Origin of the sequence: Klebsiella sp. 141251 (assembly GCF_050600725.1) — a bacterium.
GTDB classification, from domain to species: domain Bacteria; phylum Pseudomonadota; class Gammaproteobacteria; order Enterobacterales; family Enterobacteriaceae; genus Klebsiella; species Klebsiella aerogenes.
The window spans coordinates 275064-295130 of record NZ_JAQIRG010000006.1 but is presented as its reverse complement, the minus strand read 5'-3'; the positions used below and the strand labels follow the sequence as shown (position 1 = coordinate 295130).

At 56.5% G+C, this 20067-nt stretch carries 20 protein-coding genes; 9 read left to right on the top strand and 11 right to left on the bottom strand.

What is annotated here, in order from left to right:
- Positions 1-9: 9 nt before the first annotated feature.
- From tdh to PGR09_RS15780, 3 genes are all read left to right on the top strand, one after another.
- On the top strand, positions 10-1035 hold the full coding sequence (gene tdh / locus PGR09_RS15790) for an L-threonine 3-dehydrogenase (RefSeq protein WP_430916287.1): 1026 nt from the start codon (positions 10-12) through the stop codon (positions 1033-1035).
- Positions 1036-1210: 175 nt separating this feature from the next.
- Positions 1211-1939 (top strand): hypothetical protein, encoded by a 729-nt coding sequence (locus PGR09_RS15785; RefSeq protein WP_045390627.1) that lies wholly within the window; start codon positions 1211-1213, stop codon positions 1937-1939.
- 166 nt (positions 1940-2105) lie between these two features.
- Positions 2106-2897 (top strand): glycosyltransferase family 2 protein, encoded by a 792-nt coding sequence (locus PGR09_RS15780; protein WP_045390630.1) that lies wholly within the window; start codon positions 2106-2108, stop codon positions 2895-2897.
- Positions 2898-2903: 6 nt separating this feature from the next.
- On the opposite strand, the gene PGR09_RS15775 is transcribed toward PGR09_RS15780, so the two are convergent.
- From PGR09_RS15775 to gpmM, 3 genes are read right to left on the bottom strand one after another with little or no spacing between them, the layout of a single operon-like run.
- Positions 2904-3851: a divergent polysaccharide deacetylase family protein gene (locus tag PGR09_RS15775; protein ID WP_045390634.1), complete on the bottom strand. Its 948-nt coding sequence runs from the start codon at positions 3849-3851 to the stop codon at positions 2904-2906.
- A gap of 3 nt (positions 3852-3854) precedes the next feature.
- Positions 3855-5126 carry a murein hydrolase activator EnvC gene (envC, locus tag PGR09_RS15770; protein WP_213797568.1) on the bottom strand — a complete coding sequence of 424 codons (1272 nt, stop codon included), beginning with the start codon at positions 5124-5126 and terminating at the stop codon, positions 3855-3857.
- 9 nt (positions 5127-5135) lie between these two features.
- Entirely contained in the window at positions 5136-6680 is a 1545-nt protein-coding gene (gene gpmM / locus PGR09_RS15765) for a 2,3-bisphosphoglycerate-independent phosphoglycerate mutase (protein WP_045390640.1), read from the bottom strand.
- A gap of 246 nt (positions 6681-6926) precedes the next feature.
- Here gpmM and PGR09_RS15760 point away from each other — a divergent pair, with 246 nt between their 5' ends.
- From PGR09_RS15760 to cysE, 5 genes are all read left to right on the top strand, one after another.
- A complete protein-coding gene (locus PGR09_RS15760) occupies positions 6927-7358 on the top strand; it encodes a rhodanese-like domain-containing protein (RefSeq protein WP_015369178.1) in 432 nt (143 codons plus the stop codon).
- Between the two features lie 104 nt (positions 7359-7462).
- Complete coding sequence (gene grxC / locus PGR09_RS15755; protein WP_015369179.1) at positions 7463-7714, top strand: glutaredoxin 3; 252 nt, start codon at positions 7463-7465, stop codon at positions 7712-7714.
- A 60-nt stretch (positions 7715-7774) separates the two neighbouring features.
- Positions 7775-8242, top strand: a complete 468-nt coding sequence (secB, locus tag PGR09_RS15750) for a protein-export chaperone SecB (protein WP_015369180.1) — start codon at positions 7775-7777, stop codon at positions 8240-8242.
- Positions 8242-9261 carry an NAD(P)H-dependent glycerol-3-phosphate dehydrogenase gene (gpsA, locus tag PGR09_RS15745; protein ID WP_015369181.1) on the top strand — a complete coding sequence of 340 codons (1020 nt, stop codon included), beginning with the start codon at positions 8242-8244 and terminating at the stop codon, positions 9259-9261. The genes secB and gpsA overlap by 1 nt, the downstream gene beginning before the upstream one ends.
- A gap of 80 nt (positions 9262-9341) precedes the next feature.
- The gene (gene cysE / locus PGR09_RS15740) at positions 9342-10163 is read left to right on the top strand and encodes a serine O-acetyltransferase (RefSeq protein WP_004106845.1); all 822 of its coding nucleotides are present in this window, start codon (positions 9342-9344) and stop codon (positions 10161-10163) included.
- Positions 10164-10602: 439 nt separating this feature from the next.
- On the opposite strand, the gene trmL is transcribed toward cysE, so the two are convergent.
- From trmL to PGR09_RS15715, 5 genes are all read right to left on the bottom strand, one after another.
- Positions 10603-11076 (bottom strand): tRNA (uridine(34)/cytosine(34)/5-carboxymethylaminomethyluridine(34)-2'-O)-methyltransferase TrmL, encoded by a 474-nt coding sequence (trmL, locus tag PGR09_RS15735; protein ID WP_045359275.1) that lies wholly within the window; start codon positions 11074-11076, stop codon positions 10603-10605.
- A 278-nt stretch (positions 11077-11354) separates the two neighbouring features.
- The gene (gene lldD / locus PGR09_RS15730) at positions 11355-12539 is read right to left on the bottom strand and encodes an FMN-dependent L-lactate dehydrogenase LldD (protein WP_015369183.1); all 1185 of its coding nucleotides are present in this window, start codon (positions 12537-12539) and stop codon (positions 11355-11357) included.
- Positions 12539-13312 (bottom strand): transcriptional regulator LldR, encoded by a 774-nt coding sequence (gene lldR, locus PGR09_RS15725; RefSeq protein WP_015369184.1) that lies wholly within the window; start codon positions 13310-13312, stop codon positions 12539-12541. Before lldR ends, lldD begins: the two co-directional genes overlap by 1 nt.
- Positions 13309-14964 (bottom strand): L-lactate permease, encoded by a 1656-nt coding sequence (lldP, locus tag PGR09_RS15720; protein ID WP_047047673.1) that lies wholly within the window; start codon positions 14962-14964, stop codon positions 13309-13311. Before lldP ends, lldR begins: the two co-directional genes overlap by 4 nt.
- Before the next feature lie 300 nt (positions 14965-15264).
- A complete protein-coding gene (locus PGR09_RS15715; RefSeq protein ID WP_015369186.1) occupies positions 15265-15627 on the bottom strand; it encodes a YibL family ribosome-associated protein in 363 nt (120 codons plus the stop codon).
- 275 nt (positions 15628-15902) lie between these two features.
- Here PGR09_RS15715 and PGR09_RS15710 point away from each other — a divergent pair, with 275 nt between their 5' ends.
- Positions 15903-16127: a hypothetical protein gene (locus PGR09_RS15710; protein WP_045390655.1), complete on the top strand. Its 225-nt coding sequence runs from the start codon at positions 15903-15905 to the stop codon at positions 16125-16127.
- Here the strand turns inward: PGR09_RS15710 and mtlR are convergent.
- The 3 genes from mtlR to mtlA form a co-directional block, all read right to left on the bottom strand.
- Complete coding sequence (mtlR, locus tag PGR09_RS15705; RefSeq protein ID WP_045390658.1) at positions 16116-16712, bottom strand: mannitol operon repressor MtlR; 597 nt, start codon at positions 16710-16712, stop codon at positions 16116-16118. The genes PGR09_RS15710 and mtlR overlap by 12 nt on opposite strands.
- Complete coding sequence (gene mtlD, locus PGR09_RS15700) at positions 16712-17860, bottom strand: mannitol-1-phosphate 5-dehydrogenase (protein ID WP_045390661.1); 1149 nt, start codon at positions 17858-17860, stop codon at positions 16712-16714. Before mtlD ends, mtlR begins: the two co-directional genes overlap by 1 nt.
- A 101-nt stretch (positions 17861-17961) precedes the next feature.
- Positions 17962-19872, bottom strand: a complete 1911-nt coding sequence (mtlA, locus tag PGR09_RS15695; RefSeq protein ID WP_047047680.1) for a PTS mannitol transporter subunit IICBA — start codon at positions 19870-19872, stop codon at positions 17962-17964.
- Positions 19873-20067: the final 195 nt, after the last annotated feature.

Sequence of the window (20067 nt, the reverse complement as noted above, 5' to 3'; positions counted from 1 at the left end):
GGGTGTGAGATGAAAGCGTTATCCAAACTGAAAGCGGAAGAAGGCATCTGGATGACCGACGTACCGGAACCGGAAGTCGGCCATAACGATCTGCTGATTAAAATCCGTAAGACCGCGATTTGCGGTACCGATGTGCACATCTATAACTGGGATGAATGGTCGCAAAAAACCATCCCGGTACCGATGGTGGTGGGTCACGAGTATGTCGGTGAAGTCGTGGGTATCGGTCAGGAAGTGCGCGGCTTTAAGCTCGGCGATCGCGTTTCCGGCGAAGGGCACATCACCTGCGGACACTGCCGTAACTGTCGCGGCGGCCGCACGCATCTGTGCCGCAATACCATCGGCGTGGGGGTAAACCGCCCGGGCTGTTTCGCTGAATATCTGGTGATCCCGGCCTTCAACGCTTTCAAAATCCCGGACAATATCTCTGACGACCTGGCATCCATCTTCGACCCGTTCGGTAATGCGGTGCATACCGCGCTCTCCTTCGACCTGGTCGGTGAAGACGTGCTGGTTTCCGGCGCCGGCCCGATTGGCGTGATGGCCGCGGCGGTGGCGAAACATGTTGGTGCGCGTAACGTGGTGATTACCGATGTTAACGAATATCGCCTGGAACTGGCGCGTAAAATGGGCGTCACCCGCGCGGTCAACGTGGCGAAAGAGAATATTAACGATGTGATGGCGGAGCTGGGGATGACCGAAGGCTTCGACGTGGGCCTGGAGATGTCCGGCGCGCCGCCTGCGTTCCGCACCATGCTTGATACCATGAACCACGGCGGACGTATTGCGATGCTGGGTATTCCTCCGTCGGATATGTCTATCGACTGGACCAAGGTCATTTTCAAGGGGCTGTTTATCAAAGGGATTTACGGCCGCGAAATGTTTGAAACCTGGTATAAGATGGCGGCGCTGATCCAGTCGGGCCTCGATCTTTCGCCGATTATCACCCATCGTTTCGGTATTGATGACTTCCAGAAAGGCTTTGACGCGATGCGTTCCGGTCAGTCTGGTAAAGTGGTACTGAGCTGGGATTAAGCGAATTATCGTCAGGATGACGATAATAACCATTCTTGCTGCCCATGGATTATGGGCAGCATATTCCCAACATATATATTAATAATAAAGTTTTTGTTATTACTACGATCGCTATTGAACAGGCTCCGGTTTTATTTATATTCTGCTATATCTTCATATAACAAGGATGATATATATGGCATACCCTATTTTCATCAATCGTGTTTGGCAATTGAAGAATATCATCTTACCGGCGTTGCTGCTTTTAATGAGTTTTAGCATTCTGGCTGAGCAAAGGCTTGAACATGGCGTGCTGCAAGCCTACTGGAAGGCGCAATGGAGCGATAATGCTACCATTAATGTTCCGGCCCTCGGATTTCGCTATTATTGGCTGGATGACCAGGGGAAATTTAAAAAAGTCATCAATATATATGTTAAGGGAACGCTGAAAGAACAGTTGCTGTTTATTAGGCAGAACTTTAGTGATATCCCGGAAAATTTTATCAGATTTCGCGAGTGGTACGTTAACCAGCAGGGCAGTCTGCTGGTTAATAATATCGCGCAGTATACCGAATGCAACAGTGAGAATTATAGCGCCGTATTGCTTTCTTTTGTTCCTGCGCGAAATAAACCTGCATCCTGGATAGACGATATGCATGCTCAGGTCCCCTGCGGCGGCGACGGGCGCTATCCCTGGTTAACGACATATCATTTACAGCGTGAATGGAATCAGCTTTCATTCAAAGAATGGCCAGATGATAATGCGAATAATACATATTCCGTTATGGCTGATGACGTGGTGGTTAAAATACGCACTATTAACAAATACTGGATCTATGCCGCTCTTTACGATGACAGCAAAGCGGACCGTATGAGTGACAAACGGGGGTACATAAGGAGAGGGCATCTCAAACCCGATAACTGATACCCGATGGTATCGGGCAAGGGGATGAAATTTATCTCATGGTAGATTTATTTAGATTTGGATAACATTTCTAAAATAATACGCATCTACCGCACTATTTCCGCATCGATCTTTTGCCTATTCGTTTATACAGTTGGTTTACTCTTCGTTTAATCGCATAAACCCTATGTTTAAGCTCTCAGTATGTTTGCTTACCTGTAATTCGGCCCGCTTATTACGGGAAGTCTTGCCGCCGCTGTTGCGGGTGGCGGATGAGTTTATTGTCGTGGATTCAGGCAGTACGGATGAAACGCTGCAGATATGTCAGCAGTTTGGCATAACGGTTCACCATCACCCCTATGCCGCCCATGGCATGCAGATGAACTATGCGACCTCGCTGGCGACCCATGACTGGGTGCTATGTATGGATAGCGATGAAATTCTGGATGAAGAAGTGGTTGCGGCGATTCTGGCGCTTAAGGCGGGAGAGGAACCGGATCCGAGCTGCGCGTGGCGTCTGCCGCGCTACTGGTTCGTGCTTGGCGAGCAGGTGCGGACCATTTATCCCATCTCATCGCCGGATTACCCGGTACGCCTGTTCAACCGTCAGCGTGCCAGCTTTAACCAGCGGCCGGTGGACGATCAGGTGGTCGGCCATCTGACCTCGATAAGGCTGCCGGGCTTTGTCCGCCACGATACCTTCTATTCACTGCATGAGGTGTTTAACAAGCTCAATAGCTATACCACCCGGCTGGTGAAGGCGCAAAAGGTCAGGCCGTCGCTCAGTCGCGGGATTATCAGCGCCATCGGCGCGTTTTTTAAGTGGTATCTGTTCAGCGGCGCGTGGCGTAGCGGTAAGGTGGGGGCTGTCACCGGACTGTATGCCACCTTGTACAGCTTCATGAAGTATTTTAAAGCCTGGTATGCTCACGACGGGAAGCGGCAGGGAACCGTGACGGAGAAGCGCACGGATCCCTGATGAAGATTAGTTGGTGGGGCTATCCCAGCCCTGCCATTTAAGCTGGTAATACTGGACCAGCGCGCTCTGGCTGATGCTTTCGCTGAGAATGCTAAAGAAGCGGCTGGCGTTCACCGGCTCCAGCGGACGCTTCGGTTTGCAGTATTTCACGCCGTGGAACGGGTTACGCGGCTTCTGCTGCTGCGGCACGTTTGGTTGCGCAGGCGTGTTCGGTGTCGAGTTATCGACCTGCGGTTCGTTCAGCAGGCTGCTCGGGCGCACCAGCGTGATATCCGGCGGCAGGTTATAAACCATTTGCTGTAGTACCCGCACCGTTGAAGGGTGTGGATGACCAATGGCGATCGCCGAACCGTTACGCCGCGCCAGCGCGATGGCGCGATTGAACTGGGTGCGGATGTCCGCCTCGTTCTGGGTATCGTCGAGAAACACTTTGCGTTTAATCACCTTCACGCCGGTCCCCTGGGCGGCGCGCATGGCCTGGGTGTTGCCGATGGTCACACTATCGAGAAAATAGAGATTGTAGCGTTCCAGCGCCTGCATCACCTTCTGCATGCCGAACAGGTTAGAGGTCATGGCGCTACCCATGTGGTTGTTCAGCCCGACGGCGTAAGGCACTTTCCCGTAAGCCTCACGAATAATACGTTCGATCTCATCGCTGCTCATATCCGGGCGCAGGGTGTCTTTTTCCAGCGGTTGCTTGCTGAGCGGCGCCATCGGCAGGTGGATCAGCACTTCGTGGCCCAGATTATGCGCTTTAGTGGCCATTTCCCGGGCGTGGGGGGCGTTCGGCAGCACGGCAACGGAGATGGTGGGCGGCAGCGCCAGCACCTTATTTTCCGTCTGTGGACGATAGCCGAAATCATCGATAACGATAGAGAGTTTACCGGCGAAAACCGGCGCAGCTATAGCCAGTGAACCGGCTACAGCAAGTGCAATCATGCGAAATTGGAGCAAAACTTATCTTCCCAACCACGGCTGTGGATTGACCGCCTGACCCTGGCGGCGAATTTCGAAATAGAGCGACGGACGACCCTGACCACCGCTACTGCCTACCAGCGCGATAGCCTGGCCCGCGCGGACCTGGGTACCGACGCTGACCAGCGCGCTTTGGTTATAGCCGTAAAGACTCATGTCGCCTTTGCCGTGTTCAACGACGACCACCAGCCCGTAGCCCTGCAGCCAGTCGGCGAGGATCACCCGACCATCGGCAATGGCTTTGACTTCGGTGCCTTCAGACGCAGCGATAACCATCCCTTTCCAACGTAGTTCACCTTGCAGCTGTTCGCCATAACGATGAAGAATTGTTCCGCGAACCGGCCAGAAGGCCTGCCCGCGCGGCGCGCCGAGGCCGCCGGTTCGCGACATCAGCGAACGTTCGCTTTCGGTTGGTTTATAGGTGGTGCCTTTGCGCGAGGCTTCCTGCTGACGGTCGCGTACCGCCTGGGCATCGCGAGCCTCGCGGTCGGCGCGGGCTTTGGCTGCCGCTTCCGCCTGGGCGATGCGACCGCGCAGGCGCGATTCGTTAGCGCGCAGTTCGCTGAGCTGCTGTTGGCCTTTCTGAATGGAGGATTCGAGGCTGGAGAGCGTCTTTTTACGCTCGTTGCGCGCCTGCTCAAGCTTGGCCTGCTGCGCTTTTTGCTCGTAAACCAGCGTTTGCTGCTGGCTTTGTTTTTCTTCCAGCATCGATTTCTGCACCGCGACTTCTTCGTGCGTCTGCTTGAGCTGGGCGATAGTCTCCTGACGGGCCTGGTTAAAGTAACCAAAATAGGCCTGCAGGCGCTGGTTGCGCTGCCCCTCTTCGCCGCTGAGGATCATCTGCATGCCGGTATGCGGCCCCTGGCGGAAGGCGGCATCAAGCTGCGCGGCGAGGTTACGTTCCTGGGAGGCGCGCTGGCGCTCCAGCTTAGCGATAGACGTGTTCATCTCGTCGATCTGCTTATTGAGCTGGTTGAGGGTATCCTGAGTTTCACGCAGCTTACGCGCGGCGGCGGAGATCGCTTCTTCCTGCGCTTTTAGCTGGGCCAGCAGAGAGGAGCGTTGCTGCTGCTGTTGCTGAATCGCGCGCTGTTTGGCGGCGATATCGGCCTGAATGGATTTCAGCTGGTCGCGGTCATCGGCGTGAGCGGATGCGGCGCACAGCAATACGCCAGCGCTAAGCGCGCTGGCGTAAAGAACGGATCGAACAGCCGTTGCGATCCATGTATTTGAATAAGTCGCCTTTCCCCTCATGGGGAAGGATTATTCCACGATGAACAGCGGCTTGCCAGTCATCTCTTGCGGGATTTCCATTCCCATTAGCGACAGCATGGTTGGCGCGATGTCGGAAAGCTTGCCGCCTTCGGCCACTTTCACGGTTTTGTCGCCAACGTAGATCAGCGGAACCGGCAGGTTAGTATGCGCGGTGTGCGCCTGTCCGGTCGCTGGATCGCGCATTTGCTCGGCGTTGCCGTGGTCGGCGGTGATCAGCAGCTGACCGCCTACGGATTCAACGGCCGCAGCCACTTGTTCGATGCAGTGATCCAGCGCTTCAACCGCTTTTACCGCCGCTTCCATCACCCCGGTATGGCCTACCATATCGCCGTTCGGGTAGTTACAGATAATGGTGTCATACTGGCCGCCTTTGATGGCCGCAACCAGTTTCTCGGTCAGCTCGGCGGAACTCATTTCCGGCTGCAGGTCGTAAGTGGCGACCTTCGGCGAGTTAATCAGAATACGGTCTTCGCCTTTGAACGGCTCTTCTACGCCGCCGTTAAAGAAGAAGGTCACGTGCGCATATTTCTCGGTTTCGGAGATGCGCAGCTGGGTTTTGTCGTGCTTCGCCATCCACTCGCCGAAAGTGTTAACCAGTGAAGCTGGCGGATAGGCGCAAGCGACTTTGATGTCGGCGGCGTATTCGGTCAGCATCACGAAGTCGAGGTTAACGACTTTCTTACGCGCGAAGCCGTCGAAGTCGGCGTTAACGAAGGCGCGGGTGATTTCGCGCGCGCGGTCAGCGCGGAAGTTCATGAAGATCAGCGCGTCGCCGTCTTCCATCGCGGCATCGGCCTGGCCGGCGGCGCGGATAACGGTCGCTTTGACGAACTCGTCGTTTTCGTCACGGGCATAGGCTGCCTGCAGGCCCGCCACGGCGGTATCGGCCTGGAATTCGCCTTTGGCCAACGTCATCAGGTCATAGGCTTGTTCAACGCGATCCCAGCGGTTGTCGCGGTCCATGGCGTAGTAGCGACCAATGATAGAGGCGATACGGCCTTTGCCCAGCGCGGTGAATTTAGCTTCGAATTTAGCCAGCGTCGCTTCAGCGCTGCGCGGCGGCGTGTCGCGGCCATCGAGGAAAGCGTGCAGATAGATTTTCTCTGCGCCGCGCTCGGCGGCCAGTTCTACCATCGCCATGATATGGTCTTCGTGGCTGTGAACGCCGCCAGGCGACATCAGGCCCATGATATGTACCGCTTTACCTGCGGCGACGGCTTTGTCGACCGCGCCGGTCAGCACCGGATTGGCGAAGAAGGTGCGTTCTTTGATTTCAACGTCCAGACGGGTCAGATCCTGATACACGATACGACCCGCGCCGAGGTTTACGTGACCCACTTCGGAGTTACCCATCTGGCGGTCAGGCAGCCCGACTTCCAGACCGGATGCGTCAATCAGGGTGTGCGGACGTTTTGCCCACAGTGCGTCCATTACCGGCGTTTTCGCGCTATAAATGGCGTTATCCTGCTGGTCTTCACGGTAGCCGTAGCCATCCAGAATCACCAGTACCATAGGTTTTTTAGTAACCGACATTGCGACAACCTCATGCTCAAAGACAGAAAATTTGCGTAATTTTACTACAGCTGAATCGATCAAATCACCGTAAAAGATCAAAGAAAGGGAAGGGACGACGCCAGAGCCGATGGCGAAGTCGGCTTTTTTTTCGTGACGGGCCGCAGAAAATACATTACATCGCGCTCACTGGCTGTATTTGCCGCAATGCACAGGTATACTCCTTCCCTGGTTTTTTTATCACTTAGTTGGGAGTTGTAACCCCCCATGCAAGAAATTATGCAATTCATCGGCCGTCACCCGGTCCTGAGCATCGCGTGGATCGCGCTGCTGGGTGCGGTACTGTTCACCACCTTTAAGGGCTTGATGTCGAAAGTTAAAGTCATCACCCGTGGTGAAGCGACGCGTCTTATCAACAAAGAAGAAGCCGTTGTTGTCGACCTGCGTCAGCGTGACGACTTCCGTAAAGGCCATATCGCCGGCGCTATCAACCTGCTGCCTGCCGATATCAAAGCAAATAACGTCGGCGAGTTGGAAAAACACAAAGCACAACCCATTATTGTTGTGGATGGGTCCGGCATGCAGGCGCAAGAACCTGCCAGCCTGCTGAATAAAGCCGGATTCGAAAAAGTCTTTGTACTGAAAGAAGGCATCGCAGGCTGGAGCGGCGAGAACCTTCCGCTGGTACGCGGCAAATAATTTACCCCCGCGTCGTTATGGCGCAGCGGTTCCCCCGATAACCTCTCAGGCGGCGGGGAGCCTCTGCGGCGTAAAATCCCTCGGGGTAAAAACAGGAGTGAGTCATGGCCAATATTGAGATCTATACCAAAGCGACCTGCCCGTTCTGCATCCGCGCCAAAGCGCTGCTGAACAGCAAGGGCGTGACGTTCAACGAACTGCCTATCGATGGCGATGCCGCAAAGCGTGAAGAGATGATCCAGCGCAGCGGCCGGACGACGGTTCCGCAGATTTTTATTGATGCGCAGCACATTGGCGGCTGTGACGACTTGTATGCGCTTGATTCACGTGGTGGACTTGATCCCCTCTTGCGCTAATTTTTACGCTTTCCCCATTCAGGGGCCGCGTATTTAAGGACAACACGAAAGGGTTTTACTATGTCAGAACAAAACAGCACCGAAATGACTTTCCAGATTCAGCGCATCTACACCAAAGACGTTTCCTTCGAAGCGCCAAATGCGCCGCAAGTTTTCCAGAAAGATTGGCAGCCGGAAGTTAAACTTGATCTGGATACCGCTTCCAGCCAGCTGGCTGAAGGCGTTTATGAAGTGGTGCTGCGTGTCACCGTAACGGCATCGCTGGGCGAAGAAACCGCATTCCTGTGCGAAGTACAGCAGGGCGGCATCTTCTCCATCGACGGCATCGATGGCAACCAGATGGCGCACTGCCTCGGCGCGTACTGCCCGAACATTCTGTTCCCGTACGCTCGCGAGACTGTTACCAGCCTGGTTTCCCGCGGCACCTTCCCGCAACTCAACCTTGCGCCGGTGAACTTTGACGCGCTGTTTATGAACTATCTGCAACAGCAGGCTGGCGAAGGTGCTGAACAACATCAGGATGCCTGATGAACGCGCTTAATGCTGCAATGACTGTGATCGGTGCCGGCTCTTACGGCACCGCTCTTGCCATCACCCTGGCAAGAAATGGCCACGAGGTTGTCCTCTGGGGCCATGACCCGAAACATATCGCGACGCTGCAACACGATCGCTGCAACGCCGCGTTCCTTCCCGATGTGCCCTTCCCGGACACGCTGCGCCTTGAGAGCGATTTAGCGACGGCGCTGGCCGCCAGCCGCGATATCCTCGTGGTGGTGCCGAGCCACGTCTTCGGTCAGGTTTTGCGCCAGATTAAACCGCTGATGCGTTCAGATGCGCGTCTGGTGTGGGCGACGAAAGGCCTGGAGGCCGAAACTGGCCGTCTGCTGCAGGACGTGGCGCGTGAAGCGCTGGGCGATGACATCCCATTAGCGGTCATCTCCGGTCCGACTTTCGCCAAAGAGCTGGCCGCCGGCCTGCCGACGGCGATTTCTCTGGCGGCGACGGATCCGCAGTTTGCGGAAGACCTTCAGCGCCTGCTGCACTGCGGTAAAAGCTTCCGCGTCTACATTAACCCGGACTTTATCGGCGTGCAGCTGGGCGGCGCGGTGAAAAACGTTATCGCCATCGGCGCCGGGATGTCTGACGGTATCGGCTTTGGCGCGAATGCCCGTACGGCGTTGATCACCCGTGGTCTGGTGGAAATGTCCCGTCTCGGGGCGGCGCTGGGCGCCGATCCGGAAACCTTCATGGGCATGGCCGGGCTGGGCGACCTGGTACTGACTTGTACCGATAACCAATCGCGAAACCGCCGTTTTGGCATGATGCTCGGACAGGGCATGGACGTGCAAAGCGCGCAGGACAAGATTGGCCAGGTGGTTGAAGGCTATCGCAATACCAAAGAGGTTCGCGTTCTGGCGCAGCGTTTAGGCGTCGAAATGCCAATAACCGAGGAAATTTATCAGGTATTGTATTGCGGAAAAATTGCGCGCGAGGCAGCATTGACCTTATTGGGTCGCGCACGCAAGGACGAACGCAGCGCCAACTAGCCGCAGGGAAAGTCTGTTACCTGTATGACCCGGTCAGCGAAGAACTGACCGGTCATAATTCTTACCGTCTGGAGTATGCAATGCCGTGTGAAGAACTGGATATCGTCTGGAACAATATTAAAGCCGAAGCCCGGGCTTTGGCCGACTGTGAGCCGATGCTCGCCAGTTTTTACCACGCAACGCTACTCAAGCACGAAAATCTGGGCAGCGCCCTGAGCTATATGCTGGCGAATAAGCTGGCCTCGCCGATTATGCCCGCTATCGCCATTCGCGAAGTAGTGGAAGAGGCTTATGCCGCTGACCCTGAGATGATCGCTTCCGCCGCCTGTGATATCCAGGCGGTACGTACCCGCGACCCTGCAGTCGATAAATACTCAACGCCGCTGTTGTACCTGAAAGGCTTCCATGCGCTGCAGGCCTACCGCATCGGCCACTGGCTGTGGAATCAGGGGCGCCGCGCGCTGGCTATTTTCCTGCAGAACCAGGTCTCCGTCTCGTTCCAGGTCGATATCCATCCGGCGGCGAAGATTGGCCGTGGGATCATGCTCGACCACGCCACCGGTATCGTGGTCGGTGAAACGGCGGTGATTGAAGACGACGTATCCATTCTGCAGTCCGTGACCCTCGGCGGTACCGGCAAAACCAGCGGCGACCGTCACCCGAAAATTCGCGAAGGCGTGATGATTGGCGCCGGGGCGAAGATCCTCGGCAATATCGAAGTCGGGCGCGGGGCGAAGATTGGCGCCGGTTCCGTGGTGCTGCAACCTGTGCCGCCGCATACCACCGCCGCAGGCGTACCGGCGCGTATCGTCGGTAAGCCGGAGAGCGACAAACCGGCGATGGATATGGATCAGCATTTTAATGGCATCCACCATACCTTCGAGTACGGCGACGGGATTTGATTTATTGCCATTTGCCGCCGCGAAGCTCAAAAATGTAGATATCTGTTATCAGTTTGCAACTGTTCTGGTCCGGAAAAAACATGTGCTTTGTGTTAATTTAGAGCACATTGCGCTCCTAATATTTCTTCTGCGTTATGCCTTTCATGGCGCAGGGAGCGCACAGAGGGCGGCCAATCGCCGCCGCCCTCTGTACTCCCGGGCTCTGGCCGCCAAAATCGCCACTTCGTGGTGCCTTCGACTTATCCCGGCAGGCTTCGGGTCGGGCCGAGGCAGCGTCCGTGCAAAACACGGCCCTCAGCCCGCATCCATGCGGGCTGCCCCGGCCTTCCGGGAACGTCTCAGCGATTTTGAGGCCACCAATACCGGCAGTTTCAGCAGCCATTGATAAAGATGTAGCCCGGATAAGGCGCAACGCGCCGCAATCCGGGAACCGCTCAGGTTAGCTGCGTAACACGGCGCCCGGGTATCCCAACTGGCGCCAGGCTTCATACACCACCACCGACACCGCGTTTGACAGGTTCATGCTGCGGCTGTCCGGCATCATCGGAATACGGATTTTTTGCTCCGCCGGTAGGGCATCGAGGATGCTGGCCGGCAGGCCGCGCGTTTCCGGACCAAACATCAAGAAATCACCATCCTGATAGCTTACCGCGCTGTGGGCGGGCGTGCCTTTGGTGGTGAGGGCGAACAGGCGCTGCGGCTTCGCGCTGGCGATAAACGCCGCATAATCCGCGTGGCGCTGTACGGCGGTGAACTCGTGATAATCCAACCCGGCGCGTCTCAGGCGTTTATCGTCCCAGGTAAAGCCCATTGGCTCAATGATATGTAAATTGAAGCCGGTGTTGGCGCACAGGCGGATGATATTGCCGGTGTTCGGCGGGATTTCTGGTTCGAATAACACGATGTTCAGCATACTGCCCCCTTAATTGCGGGGGGCAGAATAGCAGATATTTGCCGAACCCTCACCCCGACCCTCTCCCAGAGGGAGAGGGGGAAAACCGATGCCAGCCGGACGGTCTCTCGCCCTTTGGGAGAGGGGGAAAACCGATGCCAGCCGGATGGTCTCTCTCCCTTTGGGAGAGGGGGAAAACCGATGCCAGCCGGACGGTCTCTCTCCCTTTGGGAGAGGGAGAAAACCGATGCCAGCCGGATGATCCACTCTCCCTTTGGGAGAGGGGGAGAGTGAGGGAATTACGCGGCGTTGCCCTGCTTGAGCGCATCAAAGGTCTGCAGCGCTTCGGCATTCTGCACCAGCGAATCGCGGCTGATTTCACTGATGGATTTCGCCCCGGTCAGCGTCATCGCCACTTTCATCTCTTTCTCGATAAGATTGAGCAGATTCGCCACCCCCTGCTTGCCGTGGGTCGCCAGCGCGTACAGATACGCGCGGCCCAGCAGCACGCTGTCGGCGCCAAGGGCGATCATCCGCACCACGTCGAGACCGTTGCGGATGCCGCTGTCGGCGAGAATAGTGATGTCGCCTTTAACCGCATCGGCAATGGCGGGCAGGGCGCGGGCGGAAGAGAGCACGCCGTCAAGCTGGCGGCCGCCGTGGTTGGAGACGACAATGCCGTCAGCGCCGAAGCGCACCGCGTCGCGGGCGTCCTCCGGGTCGAGGATCCCTTTGATCACCATCGGGCCGTCCCAGAAATCGCGGATCCACTCCAGGTCTTTCCATGAAATTGACGGATCGAAATTATTCGCCAGCCAGCCGATGTAATCCTCAAGCCCGGTCGGTTTGCCGAGATAGGCGGAGATATTACCCAGATCGTGCGGGCGTCCGTTGAGGCCGACGTCCCATGCCCACTGTGGATGAGTGACGGCCTGCCAGTAGCGGCGCATGGCGGCATTCGGGCCGCTCATGCCAGAATGGGCGTCGCGATAGCGTGCGCCGGGGGTCGGCATATCCACGGTAAAGACCAGCGTGGAGCAGCCTGCGGCTTTAGCGCGCTCCAGCGCATTGCGCATAAATCCGCGATCGCGCAGGACGTACAGCTGGAACCACATCGGGCGTTTGATGGTCGGGGCGACCTCTTCAATCGGGCAAACGGAAACGGTAGAGAGGGTAAACGGGATGCCTTTGTCGTCCGCCGCGCCCGCCGCCTGCACTTCGCCGCGGCGCGCGTACATGCCACATAGCCCGACCGGCGCCAGCGCCGTCGGCATTGCCAGCTTCTCGTTGAATAACGTGGTCTCCAGGCTCAAATCCGACATATTGCGCAGAATGCGCTGGCGGAGCGCCACGTCGGAGAGGTCTTCAACGTTACGGCGCAGGGTGTGTTCGGCGTAGGCGCCGCCGTCGATATAGTGGAACAGAAACGGCGGCAGGATACGCTGTGCGGCGGCGCGATAGTCGCTGGCGGCGGAAATAATCATCACGAGTTCTCCCTGGAATTTTCATTGTGGTCACCGGGCAGGCGGGTAATGCGCGCCTGGCGGGCCTGGTCTTCATCAAAACGTTTAATGGTGGCGTGGACAAAACCGAGGTGGGCCATCATCGCCTGGCGCGCGCCTTCCGCGTCGCCGGCGAAGATCGCTTCCATCACCGCCTGATGTTGTTCGGTCAGACGCGCGAACACCGGCGGCACCAGATACATGCGCTGGCGGCTCTGCTTCACCGAGGATTGCAGAAGCTCGAAGAAACCGCGCATGGTTTGCAGCAGCACCACGTTATGCGAGGCTTCAGCGATCGCCAGGTGGAAGCGAACATCCGCCTGTGAGGCGAGATCCGGGTCATCGCTGAGGGTGGCTTCAAAACAGAGGCGGATTTTTTCTTTTTCGGCGTCGGTGGCTCGCATCGCCGCATGCCAGGCGGTGCTGGCTTCAATAGCGTGGCGGGCTTCGAGAATATCAAAACTGTAGTCGGGGTCGTCGGCGAGCAGCGTTTTCAGCGGCTGGACGATGTTTTGCTCCGACCAGGGCTCATGCTGCCAGCGCACGAAGGTGCCGCCGCCGCGACGGCTAAGCAGCACCCCTTCGTTGACCAGCATCGCCAGCGCTTCACGCAGCGAATTGCGTGAAACACCGAGCTGGACGGCAAGCTGGCGCTCGGCGGGCAAACGCATGCCCGCCTCCAGCTGTTGTTCTTCTATCAGCGCCCGGACGCGATTTGCGACGTCGTCAGCCAGGCGTTTTGGCATCACTTTCACGGAATCATCCAGGTTAAGACATACGCCTGTAGCGTGGTAATCAGGCCCACCATGCAGGTGAATATCAGACTGTGCTTGACGGTAAAGCGGAACAGGTCCGACTCTTTACCCACCAGGCCTACCGCGGCGCAGGCAATGGCGATCGACTGTGGCGAAATCATCTTGCCCGTCACCCCACCGGTGGTATTCGCGGCGACCAGCAGAATATCGGAGACGCCGATTTGCTGGGCTGCCGTCGCCTGCAGCGCGGCGAATAGCGCGTTAGACGAGGTATCCGAACCAGTCAGGAAAACCCCCAGCCAGCCGAGGAACGGCGAGAAGAAGGTAAACGCGTGGCCGGTATGCGCCAGCGCCAACGCCAGCGTCGATGACAGCCCGGAGTAGTTCGAGATAAAGGCGAACGCCAGCACCATGCCGATGGAGTAAATCGGCAGCGCCAGCTCTTTCAGCGTCCCGGCGAAGGTGGTCAGCGCATCCTTCGGCTTCATACGCAGCCAGACGATAGACAGTATAGCGGCGAACAGAATGGCGGTGCCGGTCGCCGACAGCCAGTCGAATTTATACACCGCGGCGTATGGCGTCGCGGCGCTCACCACCGGCGGCATACGGGCGACCATTTTGTCGAGGAACGGTACCGAAATATTAACCACGAAGTCATACATCGCCCCGCCCGGCGCAAACAGCGCTTTAAACGGCGGCACGCTCCACAGGGTGACGGTAGCGGTGAGGAACAGGAACGGCGACCAGGCGCGAATGACCTGACCGACGGTGTAATGCGTGCGCGCCAGGGTTTGATCAACCTGCGCGGCGCCCATATCGCCAAAGCGGAAGATACGTACTGGCTGCCAGCGTTTGAGGAACAGCGTCAGGCATACCAGCGACACCAACGAAGAGATGATGTCCGGCAGTTCCGGGCCGAGGAAGTTGGAGCTGAGGTACTGCGCGATGGCGAACGAACCACCCGCGACCATCACCGCCGGCCACGTCTCTTTCACCCCGCGCCAGCCGTCCATAATCGCCATGATCCAGAACAGCACGATAATGGTCAGGAACGGCAGCTGACGGCCAACCATCTGGCCGATGGCGAAGCTATCGATGCCGGTGACCTGGCCGGCGACCAGAATCGGGATCCCCATGGCGCCGAAAGCCACCGGCGCGGTGTTAACAATCAGGCACAGCCCGGCGGCGTACAGCGGATTGAAGCCGAGCCCGACCAGCAGCGCGGCGGTAATCGCCACCGGCGCGCCGAAACCAGCGGCCCCTTCGAGGAAGGCGCCAAAGGAGAAGCCGACAATCAGCATCTGCAGGCGCTGATCCGGCGTAATCGAAAGAATCGACGAGCGGATAATGTCGAACTGCCCGGTCTTCACCGAGATTTTATAGACGAAGACCGCGGCGATAATAATCCACGCGATAGGCCACAGGCCGTAGAAGAAGCCGTATACCACCGACGATAAGGCGCGATCGACCGGCATTTTGTAGAACAGCAGGGCGACAAGCAGCGCGATGGCTACGGTCCAGGTGGCGGCGATATAGCCTTTAAGCTTGAGCTTAATCAGGGCGAAAAAGAAAAACAGAATCGGCAGTGAGGCGATAAGGCTCGATAGCCAGATATTACCAGCCGGATCGTAATTTTGTTGCCAGAGGTTCATGCAGGTCTCCATCGGGCCACATCCAGTGCGTCAGGTTGGGTCTGCGCCCATTGCCGATCACACTGTTTGTAAAATTGGCCCAGCCAAATTGCGATTGTAGGGTTAACGACAATTGATGGTTAACCAAATGTTATGATGTGGCAACGCGTTTGTGATGCAAAGTGATGGATATGTGAACCGATTGACGGTTTAAGAAATAATTGGTTGGGCCAATTTGGTGGGGAAGGAGAAATTGGCTGTGAGTTCACGGCCCGGTAGGGCTACCGGGTAATAGACGACGAACTCACAGCGGGCAAAAGATTAAAACTCGCTCTTCGCGAAGCCGGTCATCTCTTTGAGGCCCATTTCGCGGCCCAGCGCGGTCATCGGGTGGACGACAACCAGTCCGCGCACGCTTTTCTTCAGCTTGCCCATATCGGCCTGCTCTTTCTTGGTAATAGCGCGACGGTGCGGCATGCTCATCAGCTTCTGCGCTTCTTTGCTCAGCTTCTGCGACTGGACGGAACGCAGACGTTCGATTTCCGTTTCCAGGGTCGCTTTTTCTTTTTCCAGCTCCGCGTATTTATCGGCGGCTTCGACCAGCGACAGGTCGGCCTGCTGGTGGCGGATGGCGTCGAGACGGTCGCTCAAACGCTTGATTTCATTCTTTTCGACTTCTTTCATGGTAATTTTATCTGTGAATAAAAGGGCTTCGACGTTACATAGTATGGGCCGGGCGGGCCTTTGTTGATAGTTTTTTATCGAAATACTCGCGGCTATACGGCCATAAGCATGAGACCAGATAGATTATAATTATTTGAAAAATAATGATATTGTCGTTTTAATTAAGCTGTTTGTCATTTTTGTGAAGCCTGACGGCCATTCCGCACGTTTTCCTCAACTTGCTCCCTTTTTTTCGCCAATCCTTAATAAGATCCCCCTGAACAGAGGAGAGCGTGATGGCGAAAATCGGCGACGGCGTACCACGTATCATCGATAAAACGGTAGATTTCATGGCCTCGAGCCAGGCGTTTATGGAATATCTGAAAAAATGCCCGCGTTTACAGCGGATACCGCGCGATATTCCTGAGGATAAAAAGGAGCTATTCCTGAGTCGTCTGGAGTATTACCGGCAGCTGTACCGGCCGACGTGCGACCAGCAAGAAACGGAGTCAGAGCGTTGATTTCTGGAAGGCTTTTTTTAAGCTGATTCGAGAAATCAGCTCAGTCAGAGACAACACCATCGTTGAACGTACCATCTGCTGGTAGCGCAGTTTCTGCATTGCCAGCAGTTCCCTATCGCTCTCATCAAACAGCGGCGTCGGCGGAAGCGCGGCGACGCAGTGCAGTTCGCCTAACGGCCCGAGAATTTCATCATCGGTGAAAGTGTACTCATTACCGTCATGATTGAGCTCTTCACGCAGCGCCATCAATAGCTCGGCATCTTCGTATTCGGCGCGGCTTATCACCCCAAGGCCGTAGATAAGCTTCAGGCGTACGGAAAGGTCGCCCAGCGGCCCACTGCCATCCAGCAATGGCTCCACTGCGTATTTCACCGCGTAATCGTCTTTGCGGAATACCTGAAGTACCAGAATATTGACCGCCTCCGTCAGGAGTTCGACGGCGGCTATCAGGAAACTTCTTACGGTCTTACCAGCATTTAAACGCTCAAGTACGCGGTTTTCAAATGCCTGTGTTTCTTCCATTATTGCCTGCATATCGGACAGGAGTGGTATTGGGCGCGGCATCGGCCGCGCCAGGTTGTACATCATTTTACCGCGTTGTAGTCGTTAACGGCTTCCGCCACTACCGCGCTTGCCGCATCCAGGCCGGAAATCTGCGCCAGCGCGGCCTGTGGGCCTTTTTCGCTAATCAGCGCCGCCAGCTCCTGCGCCTGCGGATCGTCTTCGCTGCGGAAATGCATAGCCGCGGCAATCCCTTTTACCAGGTTCCGGTGCGGCAGGCCGTATTCTAGCGTGCCAAGCAGCGGCTTGATCAAACGATCGCCCGCGCTCAGTTTACGCAGCGGCTGGCGGCCGACGCGCTCCACATCATCTTTCAGATACGGGTTCTCAAAGCGACCAAGGATTTTCTGGATATAAGCCGCGTGTTTCTGCGCATCAAAGCTGTAGCGTTTGATCAGCACCGCGCCGCTCTCTTCCATTGCGCCTTTTACGACGGCGCGAATGTTCTCATCAAGAATCGCGTCGCGAATCGTTTGATGGCCCGCCAGTTTCCCGAGGTAGGCGGTTATAGCATGCCCGGTGTTTAAGGTGAATAGCTTACGTTCGACAAATGCCATCAGGTTATCGGTTAATTCCATTCCTGGGATGTTCGGCAGCTCGCCCTTAAACTGGGTTTTATCCACAATCCATTCGCTGAAGGTTTCAACGGTGACTTCCAGCGGATCGTTGGTGGCGGAAGCCGACGGCGGCACGATACGGTCTACGGCGGAATCGACGAAGCCGATATGCGCTTCAACCCACGATTTATCTTCTTCCGCCAGCGCGTTAAACACATGGCCTTTCAGCTGGGTGGTGCCGCGCACCATGTTTTCGCAGGCGATGATATTCAGCGGGCGTTCAATACCCTGCGCTTTGCGTTTCACCAGGCCTTTGGCGATGGCCGGAGCGATACGCTCCAGAACGACGGGACCGACGGCGGTGGTCACCAGGTCGACATCGGCGATCAGATCCACCACTTCATCGCCAATGCTGCTGACGGCATTCACGCCGGAGACGGTGTCAACCTGTTCGTTTTCGCCCACTACGTGAACCTGATAGCTATGACGGGCATTCAGGGCGTCAAGAACCACCTGATTGACATCGGCGAACGTGAGGGTGATACCGGCGTCAGCCAGCAGTTTGCCAATGAAGCCACGTCCGATATTACCTGCGCCAAAATGTAATGCTTTCATAGTATTAACCTTCAATTAATGTTTTTACCTGAGAGGGCTGGGGTGAGGCTTTTCCCTCACCCCAACCCTCTCCCAAAGGGAGAGGGCGTGGAGCGTTGTGGTTATTTATTCAGCAACGACAGGACTTCTTCGACGCTGGTGGTTTTCGCCAGCCGCTCAATCACGGTTTCATCATCCAGCGCGTTGGTAAGGCTAGTGATAACGTGAATGTGTTCGTTGTTGCGAGCGGCGATACCGATGACCAGACGCGCGACTTCATCTTCTTCTTCGCCGAAGCGCACGCCTTCCGGATACTGGCAGAAGACGACGCCGGTTTTCAGCACCCGGTCTTTCGCTTCGATGGTACCGTGCGGTACGGCGATGGATTCGCCAAGATAGGTCGAGGTCAGCTTCTCGCGGTCAAGCATCGCCTGCACGTATTCCGGCTCAACGTATCCGCCTTTCACCAGTTGTTCACCGGCGAAGCGAATCGCCTCTTCTTTGGTGGCCGCTTTACGCCCCAGGAAGATGTTATCCGCGCCCAGCTGGAACAGATTTTTGTCGTCATTATCAAAGCTATCTTTCAGGCTATCGGTGACCTTTACTTCGTTGTCGATGTGGCGCTGCGCCGCAACCAGACGCTCGGTCAGGCTGGTGTACAGGCCGCTGTCGAGGAAGTTGGTCAGCGAAATATGCTGCGCCTGCGGTACCTGGCGCATGGCGCGCTCGGTCAGGTCGCGGTGGGTGATCACCAGGTCGACATCCGGCGGCAGATTGTTAATCGCGCTGTTGGTGACCGAAATGTTGCTCAGTCCGGCATCCTGCACCTTCTTACGCAGTACCCCGGCGCCCATGGCGCTGGAACCCATACCGGCGTCGCAGGCAACGATGATTTTACGCACGTGGCTCAGGTCGTTAGCCACGTCGCCCGCGGCCAGCGGCGTCGCCGCGCCTTTGGACTCGGCTTTCATGTCGTGCATGCGACGGGTTGCGGCTTCGATATCGTCTTCTTCCTTCACTTTGCTGGTTTTCAGCAGGATGGCAGAGACAATAAAGGAGACCGCCATCGCCGCAATAATGGCCGCGATGTTAGCGAAGTAGGCGCCTTTTGGCGTCATCGCCAGTACCGCCAGAATGGAACCTGGGGAAGCCGGAGAAACCAGGCCGCCGTTGAGGATAGTCAGGGTGAAGACGCCGGTCATACCGCCGAGGATAACGGCCAGAATCAGACGCGGGTTCATCAGCACGTACGGGAAGTAAATTTCGTGAATACCGCCCAGGAAGTGAATGATTGCCGCACCGCCCGCAGACTGCTTCGCGCTGCCGCGGCCAAAGAACATGTACGCCAGCAGGACGCCCATCCCCGGACCCGGGTTAGCTTCAATCAGGAAGAAGATGGATTTGCCAAGCTCATGGGACTGCTGAATACCCAGCGGCGAGAAGATACCGTGGTTAATGGCGTTATTGAGGAACAGGATTTTCGCCGGTTCAACAAAGATAGACGCCAGCGGCAGCATGTCGTGCGCCACCATGAAGTTAACGCCGGCTGCCAGCAGTTTTGACAGCACTTCAACCGCCGGGCCGATGCCGAGGAACGCCAGAATGGCAAGGATCATCCCGATGATACCGGCGGAGAAGTTATTCACCAGCATTTCGAAACCGGATTTGATCTTACCGTCTACCCAGGCGTCAAATTTCTTGATGCAGTAGCCGCCGAGCGGACCGGCGATCATCGAACCGAGGAACATCGGCATATCCGCGCCGACGATAACGCCCATGGTGGTGATAGCGCCGACGACGCCGCCGCGTTCGCCGCCCACCAGCTTACCGCCGGTATAACCGATCAGCAGCGGCAGCAGATAGGTGATCATCGGGCCGACCAGCTTCGCCAGCGTCTCGTTCGGCAACCACCCTGTTGGAATAAATAACGCGGTGATAATCCCCCACGCGATAAACGCGCCGATATTCGGCATCACCATATTGCTGAGGAAACGACCAAAGCTTTGCACTTTGATCTTGATATCGGATGACATAAAACACCCCTTCTTCTGTTTTGCTTATCGCGCAGGCTGAACGCCCGAGGTTTGTTGTTAATGTGGCGGCAGAGGTAGCCGGACCCTGATTGATAGTGCGAAATCTGGCACTGAATCGTTAAGCTGTCCAGCAAGTGACTTTTTATGTGATGTGCATCACATAAATATAGGGGGCTGGTACTTATATGTAGTGAT

Excerpts from the sequence above, each read along its gene's own strand:
- gpsA (WP_015369181.1), top strand. The coding sequence starts at position 8,242 with ATGAACGCGCTTAATGCTGCAATGACTGTGATCGGTGCCGGCTCTTAC.
- mtlA (WP_047047680.1), bottom strand. The coding sequence starts at position 19,872 with ATGTCATCCGATATCAAGATCAAAGTGCAAAGCTTTGGTCGTTTCCTC.
- PGR09_RS15780 (WP_045390630.1), top strand. The coding sequence starts at position 2,106 with ATGTTTAAGCTCTCAGTATGTTTGCTTACCTGTAATTCGGCCCGCTTA.
- envC (WP_213797568.1), bottom strand. The coding sequence starts at position 5,126 with ATGAGGGGAAAGGCGACTTATTCAAATACATGGATCGCAACGGCTGTT.
- trmL (WP_045359275.1), bottom strand. The coding sequence starts at position 11,076 with ATGCTGAACATCGTGTTATTCGAACCAGAAATCCCGCCGAACACCGGC.
- secB (WP_015369180.1), top strand. The coding sequence starts at position 7,775 with ATGTCAGAACAAAACAGCACCGAAATGACTTTCCAGATTCAGCGCATC.
- grxC (WP_015369179.1), top strand. The coding sequence starts at position 7,463 with ATGGCCAATATTGAGATCTATACCAAAGCGACCTGCCCGTTCTGCATC.
- mtlR (WP_045390658.1), bottom strand. The coding sequence starts at position 16,712 with ATGTACAACCTGGCGCGGCCGATGCCGCGCCCAATACCACTCCTGTCC.
- PGR09_RS15715 (WP_015369186.1), bottom strand. The coding sequence starts at position 15,627 with ATGAAAGAAGTCGAAAAGAATGAAATCAAGCGTTTGAGCGACCGTCTC.
- cysE (WP_004106845.1), top strand. The coding sequence starts at position 9,342 with ATGCCGTGTGAAGAACTGGATATCGTCTGGAACAATATTAAAGCCGAA.
- lldD (WP_015369183.1), bottom strand. The coding sequence starts at position 12,539 with ATGATTATTTCCGCCGCCAGCGACTATCGCGCCGCCGCACAGCGTATC.
- lldP (WP_047047673.1), bottom strand. The coding sequence starts at position 14,964 with ATGAACCTCTGGCAACAAAATTACGATCCGGCTGGTAATATCTGGCTA.
- PGR09_RS15710 (WP_045390655.1), top strand. The coding sequence starts at position 15,903 with ATGGCGAAAATCGGCGACGGCGTACCACGTATCATCGATAAAACGGTA.
- tdh (WP_430916287.1), top strand. The coding sequence starts at position 10 with ATGAAAGCGTTATCCAAACTGAAAGCGGAAGAAGGCATCTGGATGACC.
- PGR09_RS15760 (WP_015369178.1), top strand. The coding sequence starts at position 6,927 with ATGCAAGAAATTATGCAATTCATCGGCCGTCACCCGGTCCTGAGCATC.
- mtlD (WP_045390661.1), bottom strand. The coding sequence starts at position 17,860 with ATGAAAGCATTACATTTTGGCGCAGGTAATATCGGACGTGGCTTCATT.
- PGR09_RS15785 (WP_045390627.1), top strand. The coding sequence starts at position 1,211 with ATGGCATACCCTATTTTCATCAATCGTGTTTGGCAATTGAAGAATATC.
- gpmM (WP_045390640.1), bottom strand. The coding sequence starts at position 6,680 with ATGTCGGTTACTAAAAAACCTATGGTACTGGTGATTCTGGATGGCTAC.